This is a genomic window from Paraburkholderia fungorum, assembly GCF_902833645.1.
Lineage (GTDB): Bacteria > Pseudomonadota > Gammaproteobacteria > Burkholderiales > Burkholderiaceae > Paraburkholderia > Paraburkholderia fungorum.
This window is the reverse complement of record NZ_CADFGE010000003.1, coordinates 23444-44667: the sequence shown is the minus strand read 5'-3', so window position 1 is coordinate 44667 and position 21224 is coordinate 23444. Positions and strand designations below refer to the sequence as shown.

The following is a 21224-nucleotide window of genomic DNA, read 5'->3' as shown; positions in this document are numbered from 1 at the left end:
CACAGCCTGATAGTTGGTGATGGGGCACGGCGATCCGCTTCCCGAGCGGTAGCCGTCGCCACTGGTTCAACTGGCCTGACCAGTTGGACGGCAAGTGTATCTGTCGAAGCCTTGCACGGGCCGACAGAATGTTGCGCCTGCAGCCGCGCCCCGGCCGGCGTCTGACCGACCTTTCCACTCAACCCGTCACACGGATATCCAGCGATGACCCGACTTCGAATTACCGCCTGCGGCCATGTTTTTACTGCCGAAACGCATCCTGACGCGCCGCAAACGGTGGCTGCTTTTCTGAAGCTCCTGCCGTACCGTCAGAAGCTCATCCACGTGCGCTGGAGCGGCGAGGGCTGCTGGGTTCCGCTTGGCGACTTCAAACTCGAAAACGACGGCGCGGCGGTCGGCTTCGAAAATCACACGAGCCATCCGTCGGTTGGCGACATCCTGTTCTATCCGGGCGGTTACAGCGAAACGGAGATCATCCTCGCGTACGGGTCGTGCTGCTTCGCGAGCAAGCTGGGCCAACTCGCGGGCAATCACTTCCTGACGATCGTCGAAGGCAAGGAAAAGCTGCGCGAACTCGGTACGAAGGTGCTGTGGGAAGGCGCGCAGGATGTGCTGTTCGAGAAGATCTGAAGCGGCGATGGACCGGTGAGAGGCCGGCGGCAGGGACAGCGGGCAGAGACGAATGCGCGGTTTGCGCGCGCCGTCGGCCCGCTTTTTTTGCGCCCCGCACGGTCGATCGTGCGGGGGTTGTGCAGCGCAGTGCAGTGCTTACTTGAACAGCTTCATGGCCTGCGTGAGCGTATTGATCACGCCCCATGCCAGCGGCAGCGTCACATACAGCCAGAAGACGGCGAGCTTGACCTTGTTGGTCGGATGAACGGCTTGAACGGTCGACATGCGAGTCTCCTTAGGCGCCTTTGGCGAGTTGTGCGTCGGTCATGTGGTGCTTGTCGTCGACACGCTTGACCAGCAGGTTGCAGATGAAGCCGATCACCAGCAGCACGACCATGATGTGAATCGTCATCGTGTAGGCATCCGCCTTGGCGACGCCGTGCTCCACCTGATAAGCGCGGATGTAGTTCACCAGCACCGGGCCCGCCACACCCGCCGCGGCCCAGGCGGTCAGCAGACGGCCGTGAATGCCGCCCACGAATGCCGTGCCGAACATGTCCGCGAGATACGCGGGGACCGTCGAGAAGCCGCCGCCGTACATCGACAGGATCACGCAGTACGCGAGCACGAACAGAGCGATCTGGCCGGAAGCCGCGAAGCCGGGCACGAGGTAGTACAGCACGGCGCCTAGCGCGAAGAAGATGAAGTAGGTGTTCTTGCGGCCGATCCAGTCCGAAGCCGAAGCCCACACGAAACGGCCGCCCATGTTGAACAGCGACAGCAGACCGACGAACCCGGCCGCCGCGGCTGCCGTCACGGTACCCTTGAAGCTTTCCTGAATCATCACCGACGCCTGGCCGAGAATGCCGATGCCCGCGGTCACGTTGAGGAACAGCACCAGCCAGATCAGATAGAACTGCGGCGTTTTCAACGCCTGGTCGATGTGCACGTGGTTACGCGAAATCATCTTCTTCTGATTGGTCGCGGGCGGCGTCCAGCCGGCCGGCTTCCAGTCTGCCGGCGGCACGCGAATCGCGAGTGCGCCGATCGACATCGAGATGAAGTACGCAATGCCGAGCACGACGAAAGTTTCGGCCACGCCAATGCTCGTCGCGCTGCGGAAGTGGTTCATCAACGCCACGGACAACGGCGCGGCAATCATCGCGCCGCCGCCGAAGCCCATGATCGCCATGCCGGTCGCCATGCCGCGGCGGTCGGGAAACCAGCGGATCAACGTCGACACCGGCGACACATAGCCGAGCCCGAGTCCAATTCCGCCGATCACGCCGTAGCCCAGATAGAGCAGCGCGATCTGATGCAGATGCACGCCGAGTGCGGCAATCAGGAAGCCGCCCCCGAAGCAGCACGCGGCGGTAAACATCGTGCGGCGTGGACCGACGTGTTCGAGCCACTTGCCGGCAAACGCCGCCGACAAACCAAGGAACACGATCGCCAGCGAAAAGATCCAGCCGAGCGAAGTCAGCGACCAGTCGTCAGGGGCGGATTGGGTAATGCCGATAACTTTGGTAAGCGGCCCGTTGAACACGGAGAAGGCGTAGGCCTGGCCGATACACAGGTGAACCGCGAGCGCCGCGGGCGGAACCATCCAGCGCGAAAACCCCGGTTGCGCGACGGTGGCCTGTTTGGAAAAGAATGGGGCTGAGCCTGAAGTGCCATTCGGCTCGGTGATACTACTCATGGTCGGTCTCCGGTGAGGAATTCTTTGTTATCGGCGCTTCATACACAATGCTTAAGTGTCGCGGCGTAAAAAAATTGCAAGTAATTCGTCATCAATATATGTACTCGAATTTCATATGTTGTATGCAAATTCGATATAAGCCCCGATTGGACGAACGATAGGACGCAGGCATAGCCTTTGCAATATGAGATGCAAATGCATAAGGTATTAGCCTGGTGAAATACGACCGTAATTTGCCGAATTGCGGCAACGCGGCATGAAGCATCGGAATGAACGACCTGAAGCGCGGGATCTGGATGCCGGAACCGGCAAGAAGGGGTCGAAAGAGAAGCGGGCCGGCGTGGCGTTTTCGCCCGGCCGGCCCGTCGGAACATCGCAACAATCAGAGATCAGTGAGAACCACGGTGAGAGTCAGGCGACACCACGCCCGGTCTTCATCTTCGCGGCCACCAGCACCGAGATCAGACAGCCGATCGCGAGGTAGGCCGCCACCGGATGCCATGAGCCGCCGGCAAAGCTGACCAGCGCCACCGCGATAAACGGCGTGAAGCCGCCGCCGACCACGCTCGCCACCTGATAGCCGACCCCCGCGCCGCTATAGCGATACTCGGTACCGAACAGCTCGGTGAACATGGGCTGCTGCACGCTCACGACCATATCGTGGGCGACGTTGGCGAGCATGACCGCGAAGATCACGATCCACACCGTCGAGCGTGCTTCGAGCGCGAGGAAGAACGGCACCGCGCTGAACATGCCGACCAGCGCGCCGATGATATACACGCGGCGGCGGCCGAAACGGTCAGCCAGCCACGCGAAGCAGGGAATCGTCACGCAACTCACCGCGCCCACCAGCAGGCCGATCGAGAGGAAGAACTCGCGCGGCATGTGCAGATTGGCCGTGGAGTAATTCAGCGCGAACGCCGTCACGATGTACATCGTGAACAACTCGGCGAGGCGCAGTGCGATGATCAGCAGGAAAGCCTTCGGGTGCTTCAGCAAGGCCTCGACGATCGGCAGCCGCACGCTGCGTTCGCCGTGCGCGCCGACCTTCTCGACGAACTCCTTCGACTCTTCCATGCTCGAGCGGATCCACAGCGCGATGAGCACCAGCACCACACTGAACAGAAAGGGCAGGCGCCAGCCCCAGCTCAGGAACGACGCGTTGTTCATCGAACGGCTGATGATCGCCACGAGGCCGGTCGAGAGCACGAGACCCACGCCATAGCCGACCTGCACACCACTGCTGTAGAAGGCCTTCTTCTTTTCCGGCGCGCTTTCGACCGCCATCAACGCCGCGCCGCCCCATTCGCCGCCGACCGCGAAACCCTGGATCGCGCGCAAGGTCACGAGCAGCACCGGCGCCCACCAGCCGATGCTGGAGAAAGCCGGCAGCAGGCCGATCGCGGCGGTGGAGAGGCCCATCATCATGACCGTGAGAACCAGCATGCGCTTGCGTCCAAGCCGGTCGCCGTAGTGGCCGAACACGAAGCCGCCGAGCGGCCGGAACAGAAAGCCGACGCCGAAGGTCGCGAAGGCGGCGAGCGTGCCCATTGCCGGACTGACCTTCGGGAAGAACTCAGCATTGAAGACCAGCGCGGCGACGATGCCGTACAGCAGAAAGTCGTACCAGTCGACCACGGCGCCGACAAAGCTGCCGAGCGCCGCCTTGCGTGCCTGGCTGCGCGCGGAGTTGTTGCCGGCCACGGCCGATTTCGGCGCTTTGGGGATGGTGGTACTCATGACGGTGTCTCCTTCGGATTCTCGGACTGCGGTTCGGGATCGCGTGGCGGAAGATAAGCCCAGGAATCAGCGCCGGCCGCCGCCGACCCGTTGCAGGATTTCCGAAGGTTAATGACGCGATGCATATCTCACAATCCGCATTCGATGCAGATTGCGCGATTATCGATCGCATCTGCGCGAATAGCGCGCGTTTTACGCGTTTACACCAAGCTGCTTCAGTGATTGTGCTGGGCTCCGCACGCCGGAGCCGCGCCGAATCACGCAGGGTGTCGCTCGCAAGCAGTTGCGCCTCGCCAATGCGATTGCGCTGTACCGGGAGCCGGGCGGCGACTGGCAGGCGGAGGGTGGCGTGACCGTCTGGGCGATTCAGGCGTGCCTTGTAGCGGGCGATCGTGCTACCTTGACTTGATGTCTGGAAACAACAACTCCTGATATACTACATACGGAATATTGATATTTGCGGCATTGCAGCATATGATTGAGGCATCTGTTCATTTACTCAATCATTGGAGTTGCAAATGGAATTTGTTCCTTTCGCGTTGCTCGCCGTCGCTGTCGTGGGTTTAGGCTCGGCCGCCACCGTTCTGTTGACCCGCTGGATTCCGCAGCCGGTTGCGCAACTTGCAGCGCAGCATGGCCGTTTTGTCGGTCTGGGCGAGCAGGGCGTCGCAGTGCCGGCGGCGCCGTATCGTGCGCATGTTCAACAAGAGGCGATGAATGTCGTCAGAACTTCAAACTGAAGCAGTGGCCACACCGTTGACGTTGTCATTGCAGCCGATCGGCGCGAGCGCGAGCTTGCGCGATCAGGCGTATACGATGCTCCGCCAGGCGATAGCCGACGCGGACATCTATCAGAATCGCGAAGAAATCCGTCTCGACGAGCGCGTGCTGAGCGAATCGCTGGGCGTCAGCCGCACGCCGGTGCGCGAGGCAATGACGCTGCTCGAACAGGAAGGTTTTCTGCGCATGGTGCCGCGCCGCGGCATCTACATCGTGCGCAAGAGCAAGCGTGAAATTGTCGAAATGATCCAGATGTGGGCCGCGCTCGAAAGCATGGCCGCGCGTCTGGCCACGCTGCACGCCACGGACGAGGAAATCGCCCGTCTGCGCCATATGTTCGACAATTTTCGCGACGCCACGCCGGCCGAACATATCGCCGAGTATTCCGATGCCAACATCGCGTTTCATCAGGCGATCGTCGAACTGTCGAAATCGCAGATCATTCTCGACACGATCAAGAACATCTTCATCCACGTGCGGGCGATTCGCCGCATGACCATTTCGCAAAGTGACCGCGCGTCGCGTTCGATCGTCGATCACCTGCGCATTATCGAGGCGCTCGAGCAGCGCGATACCGAACTCGCGGAGCGGCTTACACGCCAGCATTCGCTGGATCTGGCGGCGTTTGTCGAAGCCAATTGCGATTTTCTGGATTGAGTTGATCGCTGCCCGGACGCCTGAGTAGCGGCGCGAATTAAAAGCCTGCGGTGATGTTCACCGCAGGCTTTTTTGTATCTGTGCCCTGAATCTGCCAGGCGAGGCTTGCGTATCGTGCCATGCAGCAGTGTCTGAATCGCACCCTGATGCTGTATTTAGCCGGCATGTTCGAAGCAGATTCGCGCACATTTTCCTAGTTCGTCCATTCGCTGTCATTTGGCGCTACGGGATAAGCCTCGCTTGACGCTCCGTAAAATATGGTATGTGATATATCAAAAGGGTAAGCAGCTGACGGAAGACTTCTGGAGACAAGATATGAGTAAAGCACTCGACGGCGTGCGCATTCTCGATTTCACCCATGTGCAATCGGGCCCGACCTGCACGCAGTTGCTCGCGTGGTTCGGTGCGGACGTGATCAAGGTGGAGCGGGCCGGCGCCGGCGACATTACGCGCGAGCAGTTGCGCGATATTCCCGACGTGGACAGCCTGTACTTCACGATGCTCAATCACAACAAGCGCTCGATCACGATCGACACCAAGAATCCGGAAGGCAAGCTGGTGCTCGAGGCATTGATCCAGAAGTGCGACGTGCTGGTGGAGAACTTCGCGCCGGGCGCGCTCGATCGAATGGGCTTTACGTGGGAGCGGATTCAGGAACTGAATCCGCGCATGATCGTGGCGTCGGTCAAAGGCTTCGGCCCGGGTCCCTACGAGGACTGCAAGGTCTACGAGAACGTCGCGCAATGCGCGGGCGGCGCGGCTTCGACCACCGGTTTCGACGATGGCCCGCCGGTAGTGACCGGCGCGCAGATCGGCGACAGCGGCACCGGTTTGCATCTGGCGCTTGGCATTGTCACGGCGCTGTATCAGCGCACGCAAACCGGGCGCGGCCAGAAGGTGCTCGCCGCGATGCAGGACGGCGTGCTTAACCTGTGCCGCGTAAAACTGCGCGACCAGCAGCGGCTCGAACGCACCGGCGTGATGAAGGAATATCCACAATATCCGAACGGGACGTTCGGCGAAGCGGTGCCGCGCGCGGGGAATGCTTCAGGTGGTGGCCAGCCAGGCTGGATTCTGAAGTGCAAGGGCTGGGAGACGGACCCGAATGCGTATATCTACTTCATCACCCAGGCGCCGGTGTGGGCAAAAATCTGCAATGTGATCGGCAAGGAAGAATGGGCCACCGATCCGAACTACGCGACCCCGGCCGCACGCTTGCCACATCTGAAGGACATCTTTGCCGAGATCGAGCGCTGGACCATGACCAAGACCAAGTTCGAGGCCATGCAGATTCTGAACAAATACGACATTCCTTGCGGGCCGATTCTGTCGATGAAGGAAATTGCCGAAGAGCCGTCGCTGCGCAAAACCGGCACGATTGTGGAAGTGGATCATCCGACCCGCGGCAAGTACCTAACCGTTGGCAATCCTATCAAACTGTCCGACAGCCCGACCGAAGTCAAACGCTCGCCGCTGCTGGGTGAACACACCGACGAAGTGATGGCTGAACTCGGCTACTCACCCGAGCAGATCAACGCATTGCGGACCGCCGGCGCGATTTGACGGCTCAAGGAGCGACGTATGGATACGTGGATGCGTTTCATGTCTAGCGACGGTGGCATCGTGTTCGGCCGGGTGGAAGGCGGCTATCTGCACGAGTACGAAAGTCTCGAGCAACCGGTGCCGACCGGCGCGGTGTTGTCGACACGAGCACTTACGCCGCTCGCGCCATGTGCGCCCGGCAAGATTGTCGCGTTATGGAATAACTTTCATGCGCTCGCGGCGAAGCTCGACAAGCCTGTGCCTGCCCATCCGCTATTTCTGCTGAAGCCGGCGGGATCGGTGATCGGCTCGGGTGAGGCAATCCGGCGGCCGCCCAGCTATGCGGGCAAGATCGCCTACGAAGGTGAACTCGGGATCGTGATCGGACGGCGCTGCCGCGATGCGAGTGCTGAAGAGGCCGCGGATTCGATCTTCGGCTACACGCTGGTCAACGACGTGACCGCGGCCGATCTGCTGAACGAAAATCCCCACTTTCCGCAGTGGTGCCGCGCAAAGGGCTTCGATACGTTCTGCTGTATCGGACCTTCGATCGTTTCCGGTTTCGCCTGGTCCAAAGCGCGTCTCGTGACGATGCTCGACGGTGTGGAGCGGCAAAACTATCCGCTTGCCGATATGGTGTTTTCTCCTGCCGAGCAGGTGCGGCTGATTTCACAGGACTTGACGCTCGAACCGGGCGATGTGATTGCATGCGGCACGTCGGTGGGTGTCGGATCGATCAAGGATGGTGCGACCGTGACGATCACGGTCGAAGGGATCGGCACGTTGAGCAATGCGCTGACCGCCGCCTGTGAGGTCGTGCTATGACGCAACGGCCCGGCCTCGTAGCGTTGTTCGGCAGCGCCATGGGGCTGGCTGTGATGGTGGGCGGCTTCGCCTGCTATCTTTCGGCGGCGATGGTGACGACGGTGACACGGACGAATGTCGAGCGTTTCGAACTCTATACGGCGGTGTTCATCGGCGCGCTGGTTTTTGCCGCGTGCGCAATCGCGTTCTGCATGCTGCGCGGCACATTGAATCTCAGCGCGGCGGCGCGTCCGGGTCACGGCATCGTCAATGTATCGGCGCTGCTGCTGTGTGGGTGGCTTGGCTACGGCTTCGTCACCGAGCAGGCCCAGCCGTTCGGGCTCGCCGCGCTGCTGGCGATGAGCGTGCTAGCAGCGGCGCTGGGTATGCATCTGATGGCGAATCGCGCCCACTCCCACTTCCATAATTCCGGCGCCTACGCGTTCGGCGCACGCCGCCATGCGCGCGGCGATGCGCGTTGTCACGCGGGAACGCGCAAGCAACAAGGCGTGTTGGCGCGCATCGAATGGCACGGAGGGGAAGAGCAAACATGGGCGCTGCGTGAGATCACGCCGGGCATGGTGCGCGCGGCAGCATACCGGCATCGTCGCGGCTGGCACGATGCTGGGAAGATGGGCGCACACAGGCATGGGCCTGTACGCCAGCACGCCATGCACCGCGCGATGTACCGTCAAAGATGAATACAGGGATACGTCGAGCGGAACGCTGGATGAATGGCGGGAGCCTCCCACCGAAGTCTCTATTCGCCGGCTTCGCTGGCCCCGTTGGCTGGCGCGAACTCGCTGTAATACCTGAGCTTCCTGCTCAGAATCATCTGGGCAAGAAACTCGGCGTCATACGCTCGGTGAAGATGCGCGTGAAATCGCTCGATGTAGGCTGTGATACGCGCCGCTTCACTATTGAATTCCTTCAGCACATCGAGTGTGGTCTGGTCCCAGCGGAACCGGAGGCCGAGGTCGCTGAAGGCGGCGTTGTAGGCGCTCAGGTGGGCGTCGTCGGCGCTGCTCACGGCAGCGCGTGGGGACAGCGTGCTGGCATGAGCGTCAAGCGGAGCGGAATTCATGATCGGCCTCCTCGGCAGACAAGTAAAAGAACTCACTTGCAGCATAGGGATACTGATCAGCCTGAAATAGTTAAAGTTTTAATGGGTTTGCATAAGCTACTGTTTATAGACGCTCAATTCCTTCACGCGGGTAATTTTTTCGATGAGATTCGCGCCTTCCTCCATCAGGAAGCGTTTGAAGGCAACCGCAACCGGCGGCAGGCGCTTGTTCTTCCGATGCACGACGTACCAGTTGAGCATGACGGGAAAGCTCTCGACGTCGAGCACGACCAGATGGCCGAGCTGCAACTCGAGACTGATCGTATGGGCGGACAGGAACGCGATGCCCATGCCGGCGATCACAGCCTGCTTGATGGTCTCGGTGCTCTTGATCTCCATCGCGATCTTGAGATTGGAGAGACGGCCGGCGAAGCCTTCCTCCATCGAATTCCAGGTGTCGGAGCCGCGCTCGCGCACGATAAAAGCCTCGTTCGCCAACTGGCTCATCTTGATGTTGCGTTTGTGCGCGAGCGGATGCGTGGGCGCCGCCACGATCACATAAGGGTGCGGCGCGAACGGCTCATTGGTCGCGTCGGTTTCGTGCGGCGGGCGCACCATCACGGCGAGATCGGTCTGGTTGGTCGCGAGCTGATGCAGCAGTTCCGCGCGATTGTGTACCGCGAGATTGAGCACGACGCCCGAGTAGCGCCGCGTGAACTCGGCCAGCACCCGCGGAAAGAAGTAGTCGCCGGCGCTGATCACCGCGACGTTCAGCTTGCCGCCGGACACGCCCTTAAGCTGCCCCATCGCCTCGTCGACTTCGTGGAACTGCTGGATGATCGCGCGGCTGTAGTGGAGCATCTCGGTGCCGGCCGGCGTCAGGTAGATTTTCTTGCCGAGCTGTTCGAACAGCGGCAGTCCTGCATGTTCCTCGAGTTGCCGGACCTGGGTGGAGACGGCGGGCTGCGTCAGATGCAGTTCCTCCGCGGCGCGCGAGAAGCTCAGGTGGCGCGCCACCGTTTCAAAGACCTTCAGTTGCCGCAGAGTCGCATTGCGCATCGTCATGGCCAATGTATAAGCAAATGTGAATCAACATAATAACAAACTTTAATTATTAGTAATTCAGCAATGACCCTAGCATGGGCCATTATTAGAAGCGGAATTGCCGGCGCGGTGGTTAGCCGGGTACTCGGGTTAACGCTTGAATCTGACGCATGGCGGTGGCGAAAGAAGAAGTTGGCGCGGTACCGATGCTTAATTGATCGGAATAAAACAACTGATCTGAAAAGCAATGATTAAGGCAGGATTTTTTCGAATAATGCGAATTAAAGACGCAAATATCAAATATTCCCGAATGGCAAGGCTATTCGGGTCATAACCAGAAGGTGAGACACATGGTGCGCGGCGCGACGGCCGGCCGCACGCTAAAAAATGGCGGAGACTAGGCGCATGGACGATATTACTCAGCAGACCACGGCTCGCGTATTCTGGGCGAACCGTTGGTGGCAGCTCGTCATCGGCATGATGTGCATGGCATTGGTAGCGAATCTGCAATATGCATGGACGTTGTTCGTGACGCCGATGAATGCGCGACATCATTGGGGGGAAGCGTCCATCCAGCTCGCTTTCGCTATTTTCATTCTCACCGAAACGTGGCTCGTGCCGGTAGAAGGCTGGCTGGTCGACAAGTTCGGTCCGCGCCCCGTGGTCGCCGGCGGCGCGGTATGCGCGGGTCTCGCCTGGGTCATGAATTCCTATGCGACGACCTTGCCGATGCTGTATGTGTCGGCGGTCATTGCCGGGATCGGTGCGGGCGGCGTGTACGGTACGTGTGTCGGCAATGCGTTGAAGTGGTTTCCGGATCGGCGCGGTCTCGCGGCCGGTTTGACGGCGGCGGGATTCGGCGCCGGCGCGGCCGTCACCGTCATTCCGATCGCCAGCATGATCACGCGCTCGGGCTACGAGCACACGTTCTTTTTCTTCGGCATCCTGCAGGGTGTTTGCATACTCGCCCTCGCGCTGCTGCTGAAGAAACCCACCTTGCGCCAGCAGGCGGCGCCGAAGAAGAAGTTCGCGGTCACCAAGGTCGATTACACACCGGGCCAGATGATCAGGACACCGGTGTTCTGGGTGATCTACGTGTCGTTTGTCGCGGTGGCGGCCGGCGGCCTGATGGCGACGGCGCAAATTGGTCCGATTGCGAAAGACTGGGGGCTCGCACGCATCCCGATGACGATCTTCGGCATGACCCTGCCGCTGCTCACCGCCACGCTTTCGATCGACAACATCTGCAACGGCTTTACGCGCCCCCTATGCGGTTTCATTTCCGACAAACTCGGCCGTGAAAACACGATGTTCGTGATCTTCATCGGCGAAGGGCTGGCGTTGCTCGGCCTCATGCAATACGGCAGCAACCCGTATGCGTTCATGACGTTCGCGGCATTGATCTTCCTGTTCTGGGGCGAAATTTTCTCGATCTTCCCGGCAATCTGTGCCGACACCTTTGGCAGCAAATACGCGGCCGCCAATGCGGGCACGCTCTACACCGCGAAGGGCACGGCTTCGCTGCTGGTGCCGATCGCTTCGGTATTGTCGGCGGCAGGCGGCTGGAATCTCGTCTTTATCGTCTCGGCGGTCGTCACGATTGTCGCGGGCATCTCGGCGAAGTTCATTCTTGCGCCCATGCGTTCGCGCTGGATCGAAACGCACAACGAACCTCAGGGTGCGCTCGCCGTTGCCGGCAGCAAGTCCTCGCGGCTTAGCCATTGGCCTGAACAGACAGGCGAATAGAGTGAGCTGCCCACCCCCGGCGGTAACCTCATGAATGTGTCGCTGCAGCAACTCAAGGTGTTCGTCGCCGTGGCGCGTGAACGGAGCTTCACGCGCGCGGCGCGCCAGTTCGATCTGACACAGTCGGCGGTGAGTCGTTGTGTGCGCGAACTCGAGGACGCGGTCGAATTGAAACTGTTCGATCGGACCACACGCCAGGTGGAACTGACGCATGCGGGCGCGAGTCTCGAACGCAGAATCGGTCGCCTGCTCGATGAAATCGAACTGACCTTGCGCGAGGAGCGCGCCGCTTACGACGGACACACCGGCGTGGTCGTGCTGGCGAGCAATCCCGTGCTGTCGTCGAGTTGGGTGGCTCAGGGGCTGGCCCGTTGCGCCTTGGCGTTTCCGGAGCTGATCGTGTCGGTCAAGGACTTGGCGCAAGGCGCTGTGCTGGCGAGCGTCGAGCAGGGCGAAGTGGACTTCGGCGTAGTCTCGGTCGTGGAGCCCCTGAGTTCCGATCAGTTGCATGCTCAAATGGTTTTCGACACGCAGCTGCACGTGGTGATGCCGCCCGGGCATCCGTTGGCGCGACAAACCGTTGTTCCGTGGCGCGCCTTGCAGGAGTACGCGCTCGTCACGCTCAATGCCGACGCGGGGGTGCGCACGGCGCTCGAACTCGCTTTCACTACGCACGGCCTGAAGCGACGGCCGGTCCAGGAGCTCGGACACGTCGCGGCGGTGTCGCGCATGGTCGAGCTCGGGATCGGCATCGGCGTGTTACCTGTCGGTGGACATTGGCCCGCACCCGCTGCGTCACTGGTGAGCAGACCGCTGGTTCCCGAGATGAATCTGACGACGCTGCTCGTGCATCGCCGCAACCGCTCCCTCAGACCCAACGCCGCGGCGGCGTGGGCGCAGTTCGCTGCCCTGACCGATCCGCTGCTGGTCAGCCCACGCGACATTCCACACAAGGAGCTTCATGATGGAAACTGAAACCGACCTCAGGCGCCATGATCTGCTGATCGACGGCAAGCGTTTGCCGCCCGGCACGGGCGAATATTCCATCGATATCAACCCGGCGACCGAAGAACCGATTGCACTGGTTGCGCAAGGCAGTGCCGCCGATGTCGATACCGCGGTACACGCGGCGCGCGCCGCGTTGAAAGTTTGGAATGCGATACGGGCAGCGGAACGAGGCCGCATCCTGATGCGTCTCGCCGGTCTGATGCGCGCGAATCAGGAGGAACTCGCCGCGCTGGAAAGCCTCGACGCGGGCAAGCCGATCTCGGCGGTGATGCGTCAGGATATTCCCGCCGCGATCGATACGCTCGAATACTACGCAGGCTGGTGTGACAAGATCAACGGGCAGGTGGTGCCGGTGCGTCCAGACGCCTTGACGTACACGCTGCGCGAGCCGGTCGGTGTGGTCGCGGCGATCGTGCCGTGGAATTTCCCACTGATGATCGGCATGTGGAAAATCGCACCCGCGTTGGCGTGCGGTTGCACGTTGATCGTCAAACCCGCGGAGATGACGCCGCTGAGCGCCTTGCGCATCGGCGAGCTCGCGCTCGAAGCAGGCGTGCCGCCGGGCGTATTGAACATCGTCACGGGCAAGGGACGGGTGGTCGGCGATGCGCTGGTGGCGCATCCGGGCGTCGACAAAGTGACTTTCACGGGCTCGCCTTCAGTGGGGCGCGGCATTCTGCAGGGCGCGGCCGGCAATTTCAAGCGTGTCACACTAGAGCTCGGCGGCAAATCGGCGAACCTGATCTTTCCGGATGCGAATCTCGACAATGCGGTGCGAGCTGCGGCGTCCGGTATTTTCTTCAACACGGGGCAGGTATGTTCCGCCGGCTCGCGCATTCTGGCCCACCGCGATGTGTATGACGAAGTTGTCGAGCGTCTTGCGGCGCGTGCGAAGGCAATCAAGGTCGGCGATCCGGCGGCACGCGAAACGTCGATGGGACCGCTGATCTCCGCTGCGCAGATGAAGACCGTGCTTGGCTATGTCGAGGCAGGGCGCGCCGAAGGGGCGTCGCTCGTGACGGGCGGCGAGCGGGTGGGCGAGCGGGGCTTTTTCGTCGAGCCGACGGTATTCGCCAATGTCGAACATGAAATGCGCATTTCGCAGGAGGAGATCTTTGGGCCGGTGGCAAGCGTGATTCGTTTCAACGACGAAGCCGATGCGTTGCGGATTGCCAATGGCACCTTGTATAGCCTCGCGGCCGGCGTATGGAGCGCGGATATCGGCCGGGTGCATCGGGTGGCGCGCGAGCTGAAGGCTGGCACCGTGTGGATCAATACTTACGGTTATACCGACGTGCGTTTGCCCTGGGGCGGTTCGGGCGATTCAGGATTCGGCCGCGAGCACGGCGACGTCGCGATCGAAAACTTCACCGAACCGAAGGCAGTGTGGCTGGCGATCGATCAATAGCAGCGTAAATAAAGGATCGAACGCCTGGCGTTCGATCCTTGCCTCGGGCCTGCCGCTGCCGCCTGCCGCGAGAGGTGGGCAGGCAGCGTGAACTGACGTTCAGTTGCCCTGCAATGCCATCCGTTCGCGCAGTTTGATCAGGGCGAGCACGACGTCGATAGTCGGCGTGGGCTCGGCAACGAGACGGCCCATCTCCTGGACCACCGTCAGGAGCGGATCGATTTCCATCGGCCGGCGGTTCTCCAGATCGACCAGCGTCGAGGTTTTATGCGCGCCGACCGCACCCGCGCCGTCGATGCGCTTTTCCACATCCACCCGAAAATGCACGCCGAACTGATCCGCAATGCGCTTGGCCTCCAGCATCATTGTGCGTGATACCGCGCGCGTGCCGGGGTCGCTGGTGAGGACGTCGAGTGTGGCGTGAGTCAACGCGCTGATCGGGTTGAAGCACAGGTTGCCCCATAGCTTGAGCCAGATTTCGTCGCGGATATTGTCGCGGATCGGCGCATCGAAACCCGCTGCCTGCATGATCTCGTGCAACTGCTGAATGCGTGGCGTGCGTTCGCCGCTCGGTTCGCCGATCGGGAATTTCTTGCCATACACGTGCTTGATGACACCCGGTTCGACGATCTCCGCAGCGGGGTACAGCACACAGCCAATCGCGCGTTCCGGACCGAGTCTCGTCCACTGGCTGCCGTCCGGGTCGATGCTGGCGAGGCGCGTGCCGGCGAATTTTCCGCCGTGCTGATAGAAGTACCAGTAAGGAATGCCGTTGACGCCCGTGACGATCGCCGTGTGCTTGCCGAGCAGCGGTTGCATGGTCTCGACCACGCCCGGCAGCGAGTGTGCCTTCAACGTGATGATGACGAAGTCCTGCACGCCGAGTTCGCGCGGGTCCGACGTACAGCGTACCGGCGCGCTGTACGTTTCACCGTCCATGATCAACCTCGCGCCGTGTTCGCGCATCGCCGCCAGATGCGCGCCGCGTGCGACGAAACTCACCTCCGCGCCGACGCGCGCCAGTTGCACGCCCATCAAACCGCCAATCGCTCCTGCTCCGAAGACGCAAATCTTCATGATGCCGCCCCTGTGACTATGAGAAGTCGCTTGCCCGCCGCCGCATGTGGTCTTGCCGCGGCGGCGGGTCATTGATCGAGCATAAGTCTCCCACGCAATTGCAGATAGTTAAAGTTTCTCCGCCGATGTATTAGGGATTGGTTATGGAAGAGAGGAGTGGGGAGGCGCTGAGCGTATCTCGGAACCAGTCAGAAATTGGCGTAGTTCGTCTGATTGATACCGGGCAGAAATGGGAAATTTCGCAATCGATCAGGATGTCGTTGAGAGGAGAATGCGGCTTCGTTGAAAAGTGATGCAGATGAATGGCATTGCGAACTGATTCCTGGAAGCGATGCCGTGAAGTCGAAGATTGATTTGCAGAATTCGAAAGTGTTTTTGTGTGTGCCGCTGGTGTGCGGATGGCATGGCGGCGAGTGTACGGCACTGCGGCGCGGCCGAACGACAGGTTAAGCGCCATGCTCACGATGAGTCGTCACGCCGCTCGCGAGGATTTTGCGTACATCGAAAACGTACTCGCGCGTCTGCTCGATGTGATGTTGATCGCACTCGGCGCGGCGCTTGCTTCGCTCCTGTTGGTGACCGGCGCCGCACATCCGATTCTCGAAGGCGCCTTTGTGGTGCTTGACATGGCATTGGCGATTTTGCTGTTGCCCCTGTTCGGCACTTACGACTCGTGGCGCGGTCGCTCGAAATGGCGTCTTGTCGTCAACATCGTGTTCGGCTGGATTGCGGTGCAGCTTTGCGGTCTCGCGATCATGTTCCTGCTTCACCGCACGGCGTCGGTGTCGCGGCTCTGGTGTGTGAGTTGGACCCTGATGACCGCGGGCGGACTCGTCGCATCGCGCTTGCTCGTGCATACCGTGCTCGGCCGGATGCGCCGCGCGGGACGCAATCTGCGCATGGTGGCCGTGGTGGGCGCGGGGGCGCATCGCGATAGCGTGATAGGCAACATGGTGAGTTCGCCGAGCGCCGGCTTCAAGGCGGTTGCCACCTTAAACACGCAGCCGCACAGCGAGCCTGACTTTCCGGGTTTGCGCTCATTCAAGCGTGTGCGTGAATTTGCACACTGGGTGCGAAGCGAACGAATCGAAGAAGTATGGATCGCGTTGCCGATGTCCGAAGAGCAGATGGTATTACGGCTAATCGATGAATTCAGCGGCGACCTCGTCAATCTGCGGTTCATCCCCGACGTACGCAGTCTCGCGATGTTCGATGGACACCTCGTCGATCTGATCGGCGCTCCGGCCGTCAATCTGATGGCCTCGCCCATGACACCGCGCGCGTTGCTCCAGAAAGCGATCTTCGACCGGCTGTTTGCGGCCGCGGCATTGCTCGCGCTGTCGCCGCTCATGCTCGCGATTGCGGCGGCTATCAAGCTGTCGTCGAAGGGGCCGGTGTTCTTTACCCAACGGCGCAAGGGCGTGGACGGCGAGGTCTTTCGCATCTTCAAGTTCCGCACGATGCGCGTGCACGCAGAGCAAGCCGGTGTGGTGCGCCAAGCCACGCGCGGAGATCCGCGCATCACGCGGGTGGGCGCGTTTCTGCGCCGCACGAGCCTTGACGAGTTGCCTCAGTTTCTCAATGTCTTGCGTGGCGAGATGTCGGTGGTGGGGCCGCGTCCGCATGCACTCGAGCATGACGATCAGTACCGCAGTCTGGTTGACGGCTATATCCACCGCTACCGCATCAAACCTGGCATCACGGGCTGGGCGCAAGTGAACGGCTTTCGAGGCGAGACCGATCGGATCGAGAAGATGCAGGGGCGGGTCGAGCGCGATCTTTATTACTTGCGCAACTGGTCGTTCGGGCTGGATATGCGCATCGTTGTTGCCACGGTGGTGAAGGGACTGGTGCATCGAAACGCGTACTGACGTGCGGCGTATTCGTATCAGGCAGAGAGCGTCAGTGCGCGCGAAGTTCGGCAAGGCTTGGCCGGCGCGCATGGCATGAACGCAAATGGAAGTTGAGTTGGGATGGCCTAGTGGCTCGTGACGACACGAGCGGTGCGCGTGGCGCGACTCGTTTAGGAAACAGGTTGAACAGGATGTTAGTGGTGACCCCTACGCAGACGATCGGTCGTCTTGGATCTTTGACAGTTGCGGCGACTCTGCTGCTGTCCGCTTGCGCGGCGGCGCCTGGCATGCGTATGAAGACTTCGTCAAGCCAGGTGCAGACCACGGCAGCGGACTTTGCTTATCCGGCGAACGCGCCGGGCGTGGCCGCTGGCGCCATGGTTGCGAACGATACCGCGGGGGCCACGAAAGCATCTGATCCCGCAGCGCAAGAGGATTTGAGCAAGGCGCGCGGGAAGGTGGATGCCACGGCGGGTACGCCGGAGATTCCGCTGACGGAACTCGATATTGCACTGGTCAAGCGCATGTCCGAAGAGCAAAAGCAGAAGCAGCTGGAGCAGGCGCAACTCCTTTCCGGGGCGCCCCAGGCTTATACAGTCGGCCCGGGTGACGTGCTTCAGATCGTCGTCTGGGATCACCCTGAGTTTGCCGCGGCGCTGGGCTCGGCACAGACGCAGTCGTCGCCGCGTCCGGCCGACCCGATGGCCGGTTTTGTCGTCGACCAGGGCGGTAAGTTGACCTTTCCTTACGCGGGCACGCTACAGGTAGCGGGTTTGCATATCGAAGAGATTCAGCAGCGTGTGACGACCGCACTGGCGAAGTATCTCGTCAAGCCGCAGGTGACGGTGCGAATGGCGTCGTATCGGGCACATCAGGTTTATGTCGATGGCGAGGTGCATAACCCCGGCGTTCTGGCTGTGAATGACGTGCCAATGACTTTCTACGAAGCGATCAGCAGGGCTGGTGGGTTCAGCGATACGGCCGATCAGAGTGACGTCGTACTGGTGCGTGACGGTGTCTCGCATCGAGTGAATCTGACCCAGATGATTGCCCAGGGGATGAGCCCATCGCGGTTGTATCTGAAGTCCGGCGACATGTTGCGTGTGGTGTCGCGTGACGAAAACACGGTGTACGTGATGGGCGAAGTGAACAAACCCGTTTCGGCCATTCCGCGCAGAACCGGGCGTATCACGCTGGCGGATGCGCTTTCGCAGGCGGGAAGCGTGAACTCGAGCACCGCTGACGCCGCGCAGATGTTTGTGATTCGCGGTTCGCTCACCGAGGCACCGCAGGTCTTTCACCTCGACGGCAGTTCGCCGGTTGCAATGTTGATCGCCAAGGAATTCGACCTGGAGCCGAAGGATGTCGTGTATGTGGATGGCAGCGGCCTCGTTCGCTTCAATCGTGTGCTGAGTTTGTTGATGCCGCTTGTCAACGCGGGGTTGACCGCAGGCGTGGTGGCGAAATGATCGGTAGCGTTCTGATGGTTTGCGAGGGCAATGTGTGCCGGAGCCCGGTCGCGCGAGTGATGCTTCAGAGGGAGCTGCCGCAGCTCGTCGTGAGTTCGGCAGGCACCAGGGCGTTGGTTGGCGAGCGCGCTGATCCGCTAGCTATGCAGCTTGCGAGCGAGCAGGGTCTGGATATCAGTGATCATGTGGCAACCGCTCTGACGCGCGAGGATGTGTGTGCCGCCGAACTGATCCTGAGCATGACTCAGGTGCAGCGCGAGTTGATTGTGACGACTTATCCGTTCGCAAGAGGAAAGGTCTTTCGCCTGGGCGAACACGATCAGATTGACATCGTCGATCCCTATCGGCGGCATCGCGCCGCATTTGACCTGGCATTTGCACAGATCGAACACGGTATTTCGAACTGGCGCGACGTTATTGCAAGGTTGGCTCACTGAATCATGAATCTGCTTAAACAAAGTCGTGCGGCCGATGCGTCGGCTGACGACGAAATCGACCTTTCCGAAATCATTGCGGTTATTCGCGAGAATCGGCTTTTGATCGCGCTTGTTACCGCCGGGATGCTGATTCTCGGCGTAGCGTACGCATTCTTTGAAACGCCCGTCTATAGAGCCGACGCCATGATTCAGGTGGACGACGACTCTGGTGCTGGCAACATCAATGACAAGCTGGGTGATCTTGCCTCGCTTTTCCAGAACAAAGCGACGGCAGACGCGGAGATTGAACTGATCCGTTCACGGATGGTCGCCAGCGAAGCCGTGAGCCGCCTACACCTCGATATCGGTGTCGAGCCACGCTATTTCCCGGTGATCGGAGCACTAATTGCAAGGCGTGCTTCGGGGGATGGGCTCGCCGACCCGGTAATGGGGCTGCGTCATTTTGCGTGGGGTGGCGAAAGGCTCGACATGACGCAATTCGACGTGCCGCGCGTGCAGTACGACAGGACCTTTACGATTATCGCTGAGGCGAATGAGCGCTTTGAGCTTCGCGATCCGAAAGGCAACACGGTACTTCACGGCCGTGTCGGAAATCCTGAACGTGGCACGACTGAGTATGGGCCCATAGAGTTGACCGTGGCCAGGATGGTCGCCCACGCTGGTACGACGTTCGACGTCACCCGGTCGTCGACCCAGCTCACGATTGATGATCTACGCAAGGCGCTCGACATCAAGGAAAAGGTCAAGCAGTCCGGCATCATCTCAGTCGCACTTGATGGAACAGATGCCGCTCAAACTACAGCGACGGTGAACGCCATCGCGCATATCTACGTGCAGCGCAATGTAGACCGGAAGTCGGCACAGGCCGAGCAGATGCTCAGCTTTCTCGGTGAGCAGCTTCCACAGTTGAGAGGAGATCTCGACAAGGCCGAGCAGCGTTACAACTCGTTCCGGGCGCAACACGGTACCGTCGACCTGGAGGCGGAGGGCAAGCTTTTATTGCAATCGATCGTCGATAGCAAGGCGAAATTGATCGACCTGCAACAGCAGCGCTCACAGCTTGTTCAGCGCTTTACTGCTGCGCACCCGTCCGTTGCGGCGATTGATGCGCAAATCGGCGAGCTTCAGCAGCAGCAGAATGCGTTCGATCGCAAAGTCGGAGCTATGCCCGACATTCAACAGCAGGCGCTGCGGTTGATGCGCGACGTGCAGGTGAATACGGACCTGTACACAAAACTTCTCGACAGCACGCAGCAATTGCGAATTTTGAAGGCGGGCCAGTTGGGCAACGTGCGTACGGTCGATTACGCCGTCGTTGCAGAAAAGCCAGTCAAACCCAAGAAGCTGCTTGTCGTTGCCTTGTCGGCCGTCTTCGGTCTGTTACTCGGATGCACGATTGCATTCGTACGACGCGTACTCAATCGCGGTCTTGAGAGCCCGGCGGAAATCGAACGCGCGGTTGACGTGCCGGTGTACGCAATCATTTCGCGTAGCGAGCGTCAAATGAAGTTGCAACAGTCGCCTCGCAGAGACGCGTTGGGTCCCCGCGTGCTGGCCGCGGCCTTCCCCGAAGATATCGCCGTGGAGGGTATCAGGAGCCTGCGTACGGCGTTGCAGTTCGGCATTCTGAAGCCCGACAACAATATCGTGATGCTCACCGGGCCGCGGCCCGGTGTCGGCAAGTCGTTCCTCTCCGTGAATCTCGCGACGGTGCTCGCGGCCACAGGGAAGCGGGTATTGCTTGTTGATGCGGACATGCGTCGCGGCAACGTTCACACCTATTTTGAATTGCCGCGCAAGCCGGGGCTATCAGACGTAATTAGCGGTATTGCTCCCGAAAAGGCGATTCATCGCGAGGTTCTACCCAAACTCGACGTACTCATGAGCGGCACCGTTCCGTCGAGTCCGGCTGAGTTGTTGATTAGCGAGCGCTTTGCCCAGGTATTGGCGCAGTTCGGCAAGGAATACGACGTAGTCATCGTGGACTCGCCGCCGGTTCTGGCCGTCACCGATCCTGTCCTGATCGGAAAACATGCCGGCGCGACATTGCTCGTCATGCGCCATGGCCGTCATTCCGCAGCGGAACTAGGCGAAACGACGCGTCAGTTGAATAGCGCTGGCGTAGCGGTGAACGGCATCCTGCTAACTGATGTGCCGCAACGCGCCAGCAGCTACGGTGCATTCTCGGAATACGAAGCAAAGAAGGCTGAATCATGAACTCCGAAAATCAGACCGGGTGCTGGGCGCCGGCATGCGGCATTAATGCAATGCATACCTGTGAAACT

19 protein-coding genes are annotated in these 21224 nt (G+C 60.5%); 13 read left to right on the top strand and 6 right to left on the bottom strand.

The window, feature by feature from the left end:
• The first annotated feature begins 204 nt into the window (after positions 1–204).
• Entirely contained in the window at positions 205–630 is a 426-nt protein-coding gene (locus tag HWX91_RS11345; protein ID WP_025647812.1) for a DUF3830 family protein, read from the top strand.
• A 138-nt stretch (positions 631–768) separates the two neighbouring features.
• Here the strand turns inward: HWX91_RS11345 and HWX91_RS11340 are convergent, their stop codons facing one another.
• The 3 genes from HWX91_RS11340 to shiA all read right to left on the bottom strand — a co-directional run bounded on the left by HWX91_RS11340 (position 769) and on the right by shiA (position 4051).
• Positions 769–897, bottom strand: coding sequence for an MFS transporter small subunit (locus HWX91_RS11340; RefSeq protein WP_025647814.1), 129 nt, complete (start codon positions 895–897; stop codon positions 769–771).
• 10 nt (positions 898–907) lie between these two features.
• Positions 908–2311: an L-lactate MFS transporter gene (locus tag HWX91_RS11335; protein ID WP_025647816.1), complete on the bottom strand. Its 1404-nt coding sequence runs from the start codon at positions 2309–2311 to the stop codon at positions 908–910.
• A 411-nt stretch (positions 2312–2722) separates the two neighbouring features.
• On the bottom strand, positions 2723–4051 hold the full coding sequence (gene shiA, locus HWX91_RS11330) for a shikimate transporter (RefSeq protein WP_028193850.1): 1329 nt from the start codon (positions 4049–4051) through the stop codon (positions 2723–2725).
• A 518-nt stretch (positions 4052–4569) separates the two neighbouring features.
• Here shiA and HWX91_RS11325 point away from each other — a divergent pair.
• From HWX91_RS11325 to HWX91_RS11305, 5 genes are all read left to right on the top strand, one after another.
• Complete coding sequence (locus HWX91_RS11325) at positions 4570–4791, top strand: hypothetical protein (protein ID WP_028193849.1); 222 nt, start codon at positions 4570–4572, stop codon at positions 4789–4791.
• On the top strand, positions 4769–5488 hold the full coding sequence (locus tag HWX91_RS11320) for a GntR family transcriptional regulator (RefSeq protein ID WP_025647825.1): 720 nt from the start codon (positions 4769–4771) through the stop codon (positions 5486–5488). The genes HWX91_RS11325 and HWX91_RS11320 overlap by 23 nt, the downstream gene beginning before the upstream one ends.
• Positions 5489–5803: 315 nt before the next feature.
• Positions 5804–7051: a formyl-CoA transferase gene (frc, locus tag HWX91_RS11315; RefSeq protein ID WP_028193848.1), complete on the top strand. Its 1248-nt coding sequence runs from the start codon at positions 5804–5806 to the stop codon at positions 7049–7051.
• Positions 7052–7069: 18 nt separating this feature from the next.
• On the top strand, positions 7070–7855 hold the full coding sequence (locus tag HWX91_RS11310; protein WP_028193847.1) for a fumarylacetoacetate hydrolase family protein: 786 nt from the start codon (positions 7070–7072) through the stop codon (positions 7853–7855).
• Positions 7852–8535, top strand: a complete 684-nt coding sequence (locus tag HWX91_RS11305) for an NAD(P)(+) transhydrogenase (Re/Si-specific) subunit beta (protein WP_052660593.1) — start codon at positions 7852–7854, stop codon at positions 8533–8535. Before HWX91_RS11310 ends, HWX91_RS11305 begins: the two co-directional genes overlap by 4 nt.
• A gap of 59 nt (positions 8536–8594) precedes the next feature.
• On the opposite strand, the gene HWX91_RS11300 is transcribed toward HWX91_RS11305, so the two are convergent.
• Both HWX91_RS11300 and HWX91_RS11295 read right to left on the bottom strand, forming a co-directional pair.
• On the bottom strand, positions 8595–8918 hold the full coding sequence (locus tag HWX91_RS11300; RefSeq protein WP_028193846.1) for a hypothetical protein: 324 nt from the start codon (positions 8916–8918) through the stop codon (positions 8595–8597).
• Positions 8919–9014: 96 nt separating this feature from the next.
• On the bottom strand, positions 9015–9962 hold the full coding sequence (locus HWX91_RS11295) for a LysR family transcriptional regulator (protein WP_025647831.1): 948 nt from the start codon (positions 9960–9962) through the stop codon (positions 9015–9017).
• Positions 9963–10346: 384 nt separating this feature from the next.
• Between HWX91_RS11295 and oxlT the strand changes: the two genes are divergently transcribed.
• Genes oxlT through HWX91_RS11280 form a run of 3 tightly spaced genes read left to right on the top strand, consistent with a single transcriptional unit; the run spans position 10347 to position 14103 of the window.
• Entirely contained in the window at positions 10347–11687 is a 1341-nt protein-coding gene (gene oxlT, locus HWX91_RS11290; protein ID WP_028193845.1) for an oxalate/formate MFS antiporter, read from the top strand.
• Positions 11688–11717: 30 nt separating this feature from the next.
• Positions 11718–12662, top strand: a complete 945-nt coding sequence (locus tag HWX91_RS11285) for a LysR family transcriptional regulator (protein WP_042273513.1) — start codon at positions 11718–11720, stop codon at positions 12660–12662.
• A complete protein-coding gene (locus tag HWX91_RS11280; protein ID WP_028193844.1) occupies positions 12652–14103 on the top strand; it encodes an aldehyde dehydrogenase family protein in 1452 nt (483 codons plus the stop codon). The genes HWX91_RS11285 and HWX91_RS11280 overlap by 11 nt, the downstream gene beginning before the upstream one ends.
• A 99-nt stretch (positions 14104–14202) precedes the next feature.
• Here HWX91_RS11280 and HWX91_RS11275 read toward each other — a convergent pair whose 3' ends face one another.
• Positions 14203–15180, bottom strand: a complete 978-nt coding sequence (locus tag HWX91_RS11275; protein WP_028193843.1) for a 2-dehydropantoate 2-reductase — start codon at positions 15178–15180, stop codon at positions 14203–14205.
• Between the two features lie 455 nt (positions 15181–15635).
• On the opposite strand from HWX91_RS11275, the gene HWX91_RS11270 reads away from it, so the two are divergent.
• The 4 genes from HWX91_RS11270 (at position 15636) to HWX91_RS11255 (ending at position 21156) form a co-directional block, all read left to right on the top strand.
• Entirely contained in the window at positions 15636–17051 is a 1416-nt protein-coding gene (locus HWX91_RS11270; protein WP_028193842.1) for an undecaprenyl-phosphate glucose phosphotransferase, read from the top strand.
• A 173-nt stretch (positions 17052–17224) separates the two neighbouring features.
• Positions 17225–18502, top strand: coding sequence for a polysaccharide biosynthesis/export family protein (locus HWX91_RS11265; protein ID WP_028193841.1), 1278 nt, complete (start codon positions 17225–17227; stop codon positions 18500–18502).
• Positions 18499–18939, top strand: coding sequence for a low molecular weight protein-tyrosine-phosphatase (locus HWX91_RS11260; RefSeq protein ID WP_025647939.1), 441 nt, complete (start codon positions 18499–18501; stop codon positions 18937–18939). Before HWX91_RS11265 ends, HWX91_RS11260 begins: the two co-directional genes overlap by 4 nt.
• A 3-nt stretch (positions 18940–18942) precedes the next feature.
• A complete protein-coding gene (locus HWX91_RS11255; protein WP_028193840.1) occupies positions 18943–21156 on the top strand; it encodes a polysaccharide biosynthesis tyrosine autokinase in 2214 nt (737 codons plus the stop codon).
• The last annotated feature ends 68 nt before the right edge of the window (positions 21157–21224 follow it).

What these genes read in the sequence shown, in the direction of transcription:
- HWX91_RS11345 (WP_025647812.1), top strand. Translation starts at nt 205, where the DNA reads ATGACCCGACTTCGAATTACCGCCTGCGGCCATGTTTTTACTGCCGAA.
- HWX91_RS11340 (WP_025647814.1), bottom strand. Translation starts at nt 897, where the DNA reads ATGTCGACCGTTCAAGCCGTTCATCCGACCAACAAGGTCAAGCTCGCC.
- HWX91_RS11335 (WP_025647816.1), bottom strand. Translation starts at nt 2,311, where the DNA reads ATGAGTAGTATCACCGAGCCGAATGGCACTTCAGGCTCAGCCCCATTC.
- shiA (WP_028193850.1), bottom strand. Translation starts at nt 4,051, where the DNA reads ATGAGTACCACCATCCCCAAAGCGCCGAAATCGGCCGTGGCCGGCAAC.
- HWX91_RS11325 (WP_028193849.1), top strand. Translation starts at nt 4,570, where the DNA reads ATGGAATTTGTTCCTTTCGCGTTGCTCGCCGTCGCTGTCGTGGGTTTA.
- HWX91_RS11320 (WP_025647825.1), top strand. Translation starts at nt 4,769, where the DNA reads ATGTCGTCAGAACTTCAAACTGAAGCAGTGGCCACACCGTTGACGTTG.
- frc (WP_028193848.1), top strand. Translation starts at nt 5,804, where the DNA reads ATGAGTAAAGCACTCGACGGCGTGCGCATTCTCGATTTCACCCATGTG.
- HWX91_RS11310 (WP_028193847.1), top strand. Translation starts at nt 7,070, where the DNA reads ATGGATACGTGGATGCGTTTCATGTCTAGCGACGGTGGCATCGTGTTC.
- HWX91_RS11305 (WP_052660593.1), top strand. Translation starts at nt 7,852, where the DNA reads ATGACGCAACGGCCCGGCCTCGTAGCGTTGTTCGGCAGCGCCATGGGG.
- HWX91_RS11300 (WP_028193846.1), bottom strand. Translation starts at nt 8,918, where the DNA reads ATGAATTCCGCTCCGCTTGACGCTCATGCCAGCACGCTGTCCCCACGC.
- HWX91_RS11295 (WP_025647831.1), bottom strand. Translation starts at nt 9,962, where the DNA reads ATGACGATGCGCAATGCGACTCTGCGGCAACTGAAGGTCTTTGAAACG.
- oxlT (WP_028193845.1), top strand. Translation starts at nt 10,347, where the DNA reads ATGGACGATATTACTCAGCAGACCACGGCTCGCGTATTCTGGGCGAAC.
- HWX91_RS11285 (WP_042273513.1), top strand. Translation starts at nt 11,718, where the DNA reads ATGAATGTGTCGCTGCAGCAACTCAAGGTGTTCGTCGCCGTGGCGCGT.
- HWX91_RS11280 (WP_028193844.1), top strand. Translation starts at nt 12,652, where the DNA reads ATGGAAACTGAAACCGACCTCAGGCGCCATGATCTGCTGATCGACGGC.
- HWX91_RS11275 (WP_028193843.1), bottom strand. Translation starts at nt 15,180, where the DNA reads ATGAAGATTTGCGTCTTCGGAGCAGGAGCGATTGGCGGTTTGATGGGC.
- HWX91_RS11270 (WP_028193842.1), top strand. Translation starts at nt 15,636, where the DNA reads ATGCTCACGATGAGTCGTCACGCCGCTCGCGAGGATTTTGCGTACATC.
- HWX91_RS11265 (WP_028193841.1), top strand. Translation starts at nt 17,225, where the DNA reads ATGTTAGTGGTGACCCCTACGCAGACGATCGGTCGTCTTGGATCTTTG.
- HWX91_RS11260 (WP_025647939.1), top strand. Translation starts at nt 18,499, where the DNA reads ATGATCGGTAGCGTTCTGATGGTTTGCGAGGGCAATGTGTGCCGGAGC.
- HWX91_RS11255 (WP_028193840.1), top strand. Translation starts at nt 18,943, where the DNA reads ATGAATCTGCTTAAACAAAGTCGTGCGGCCGATGCGTCGGCTGACGAC.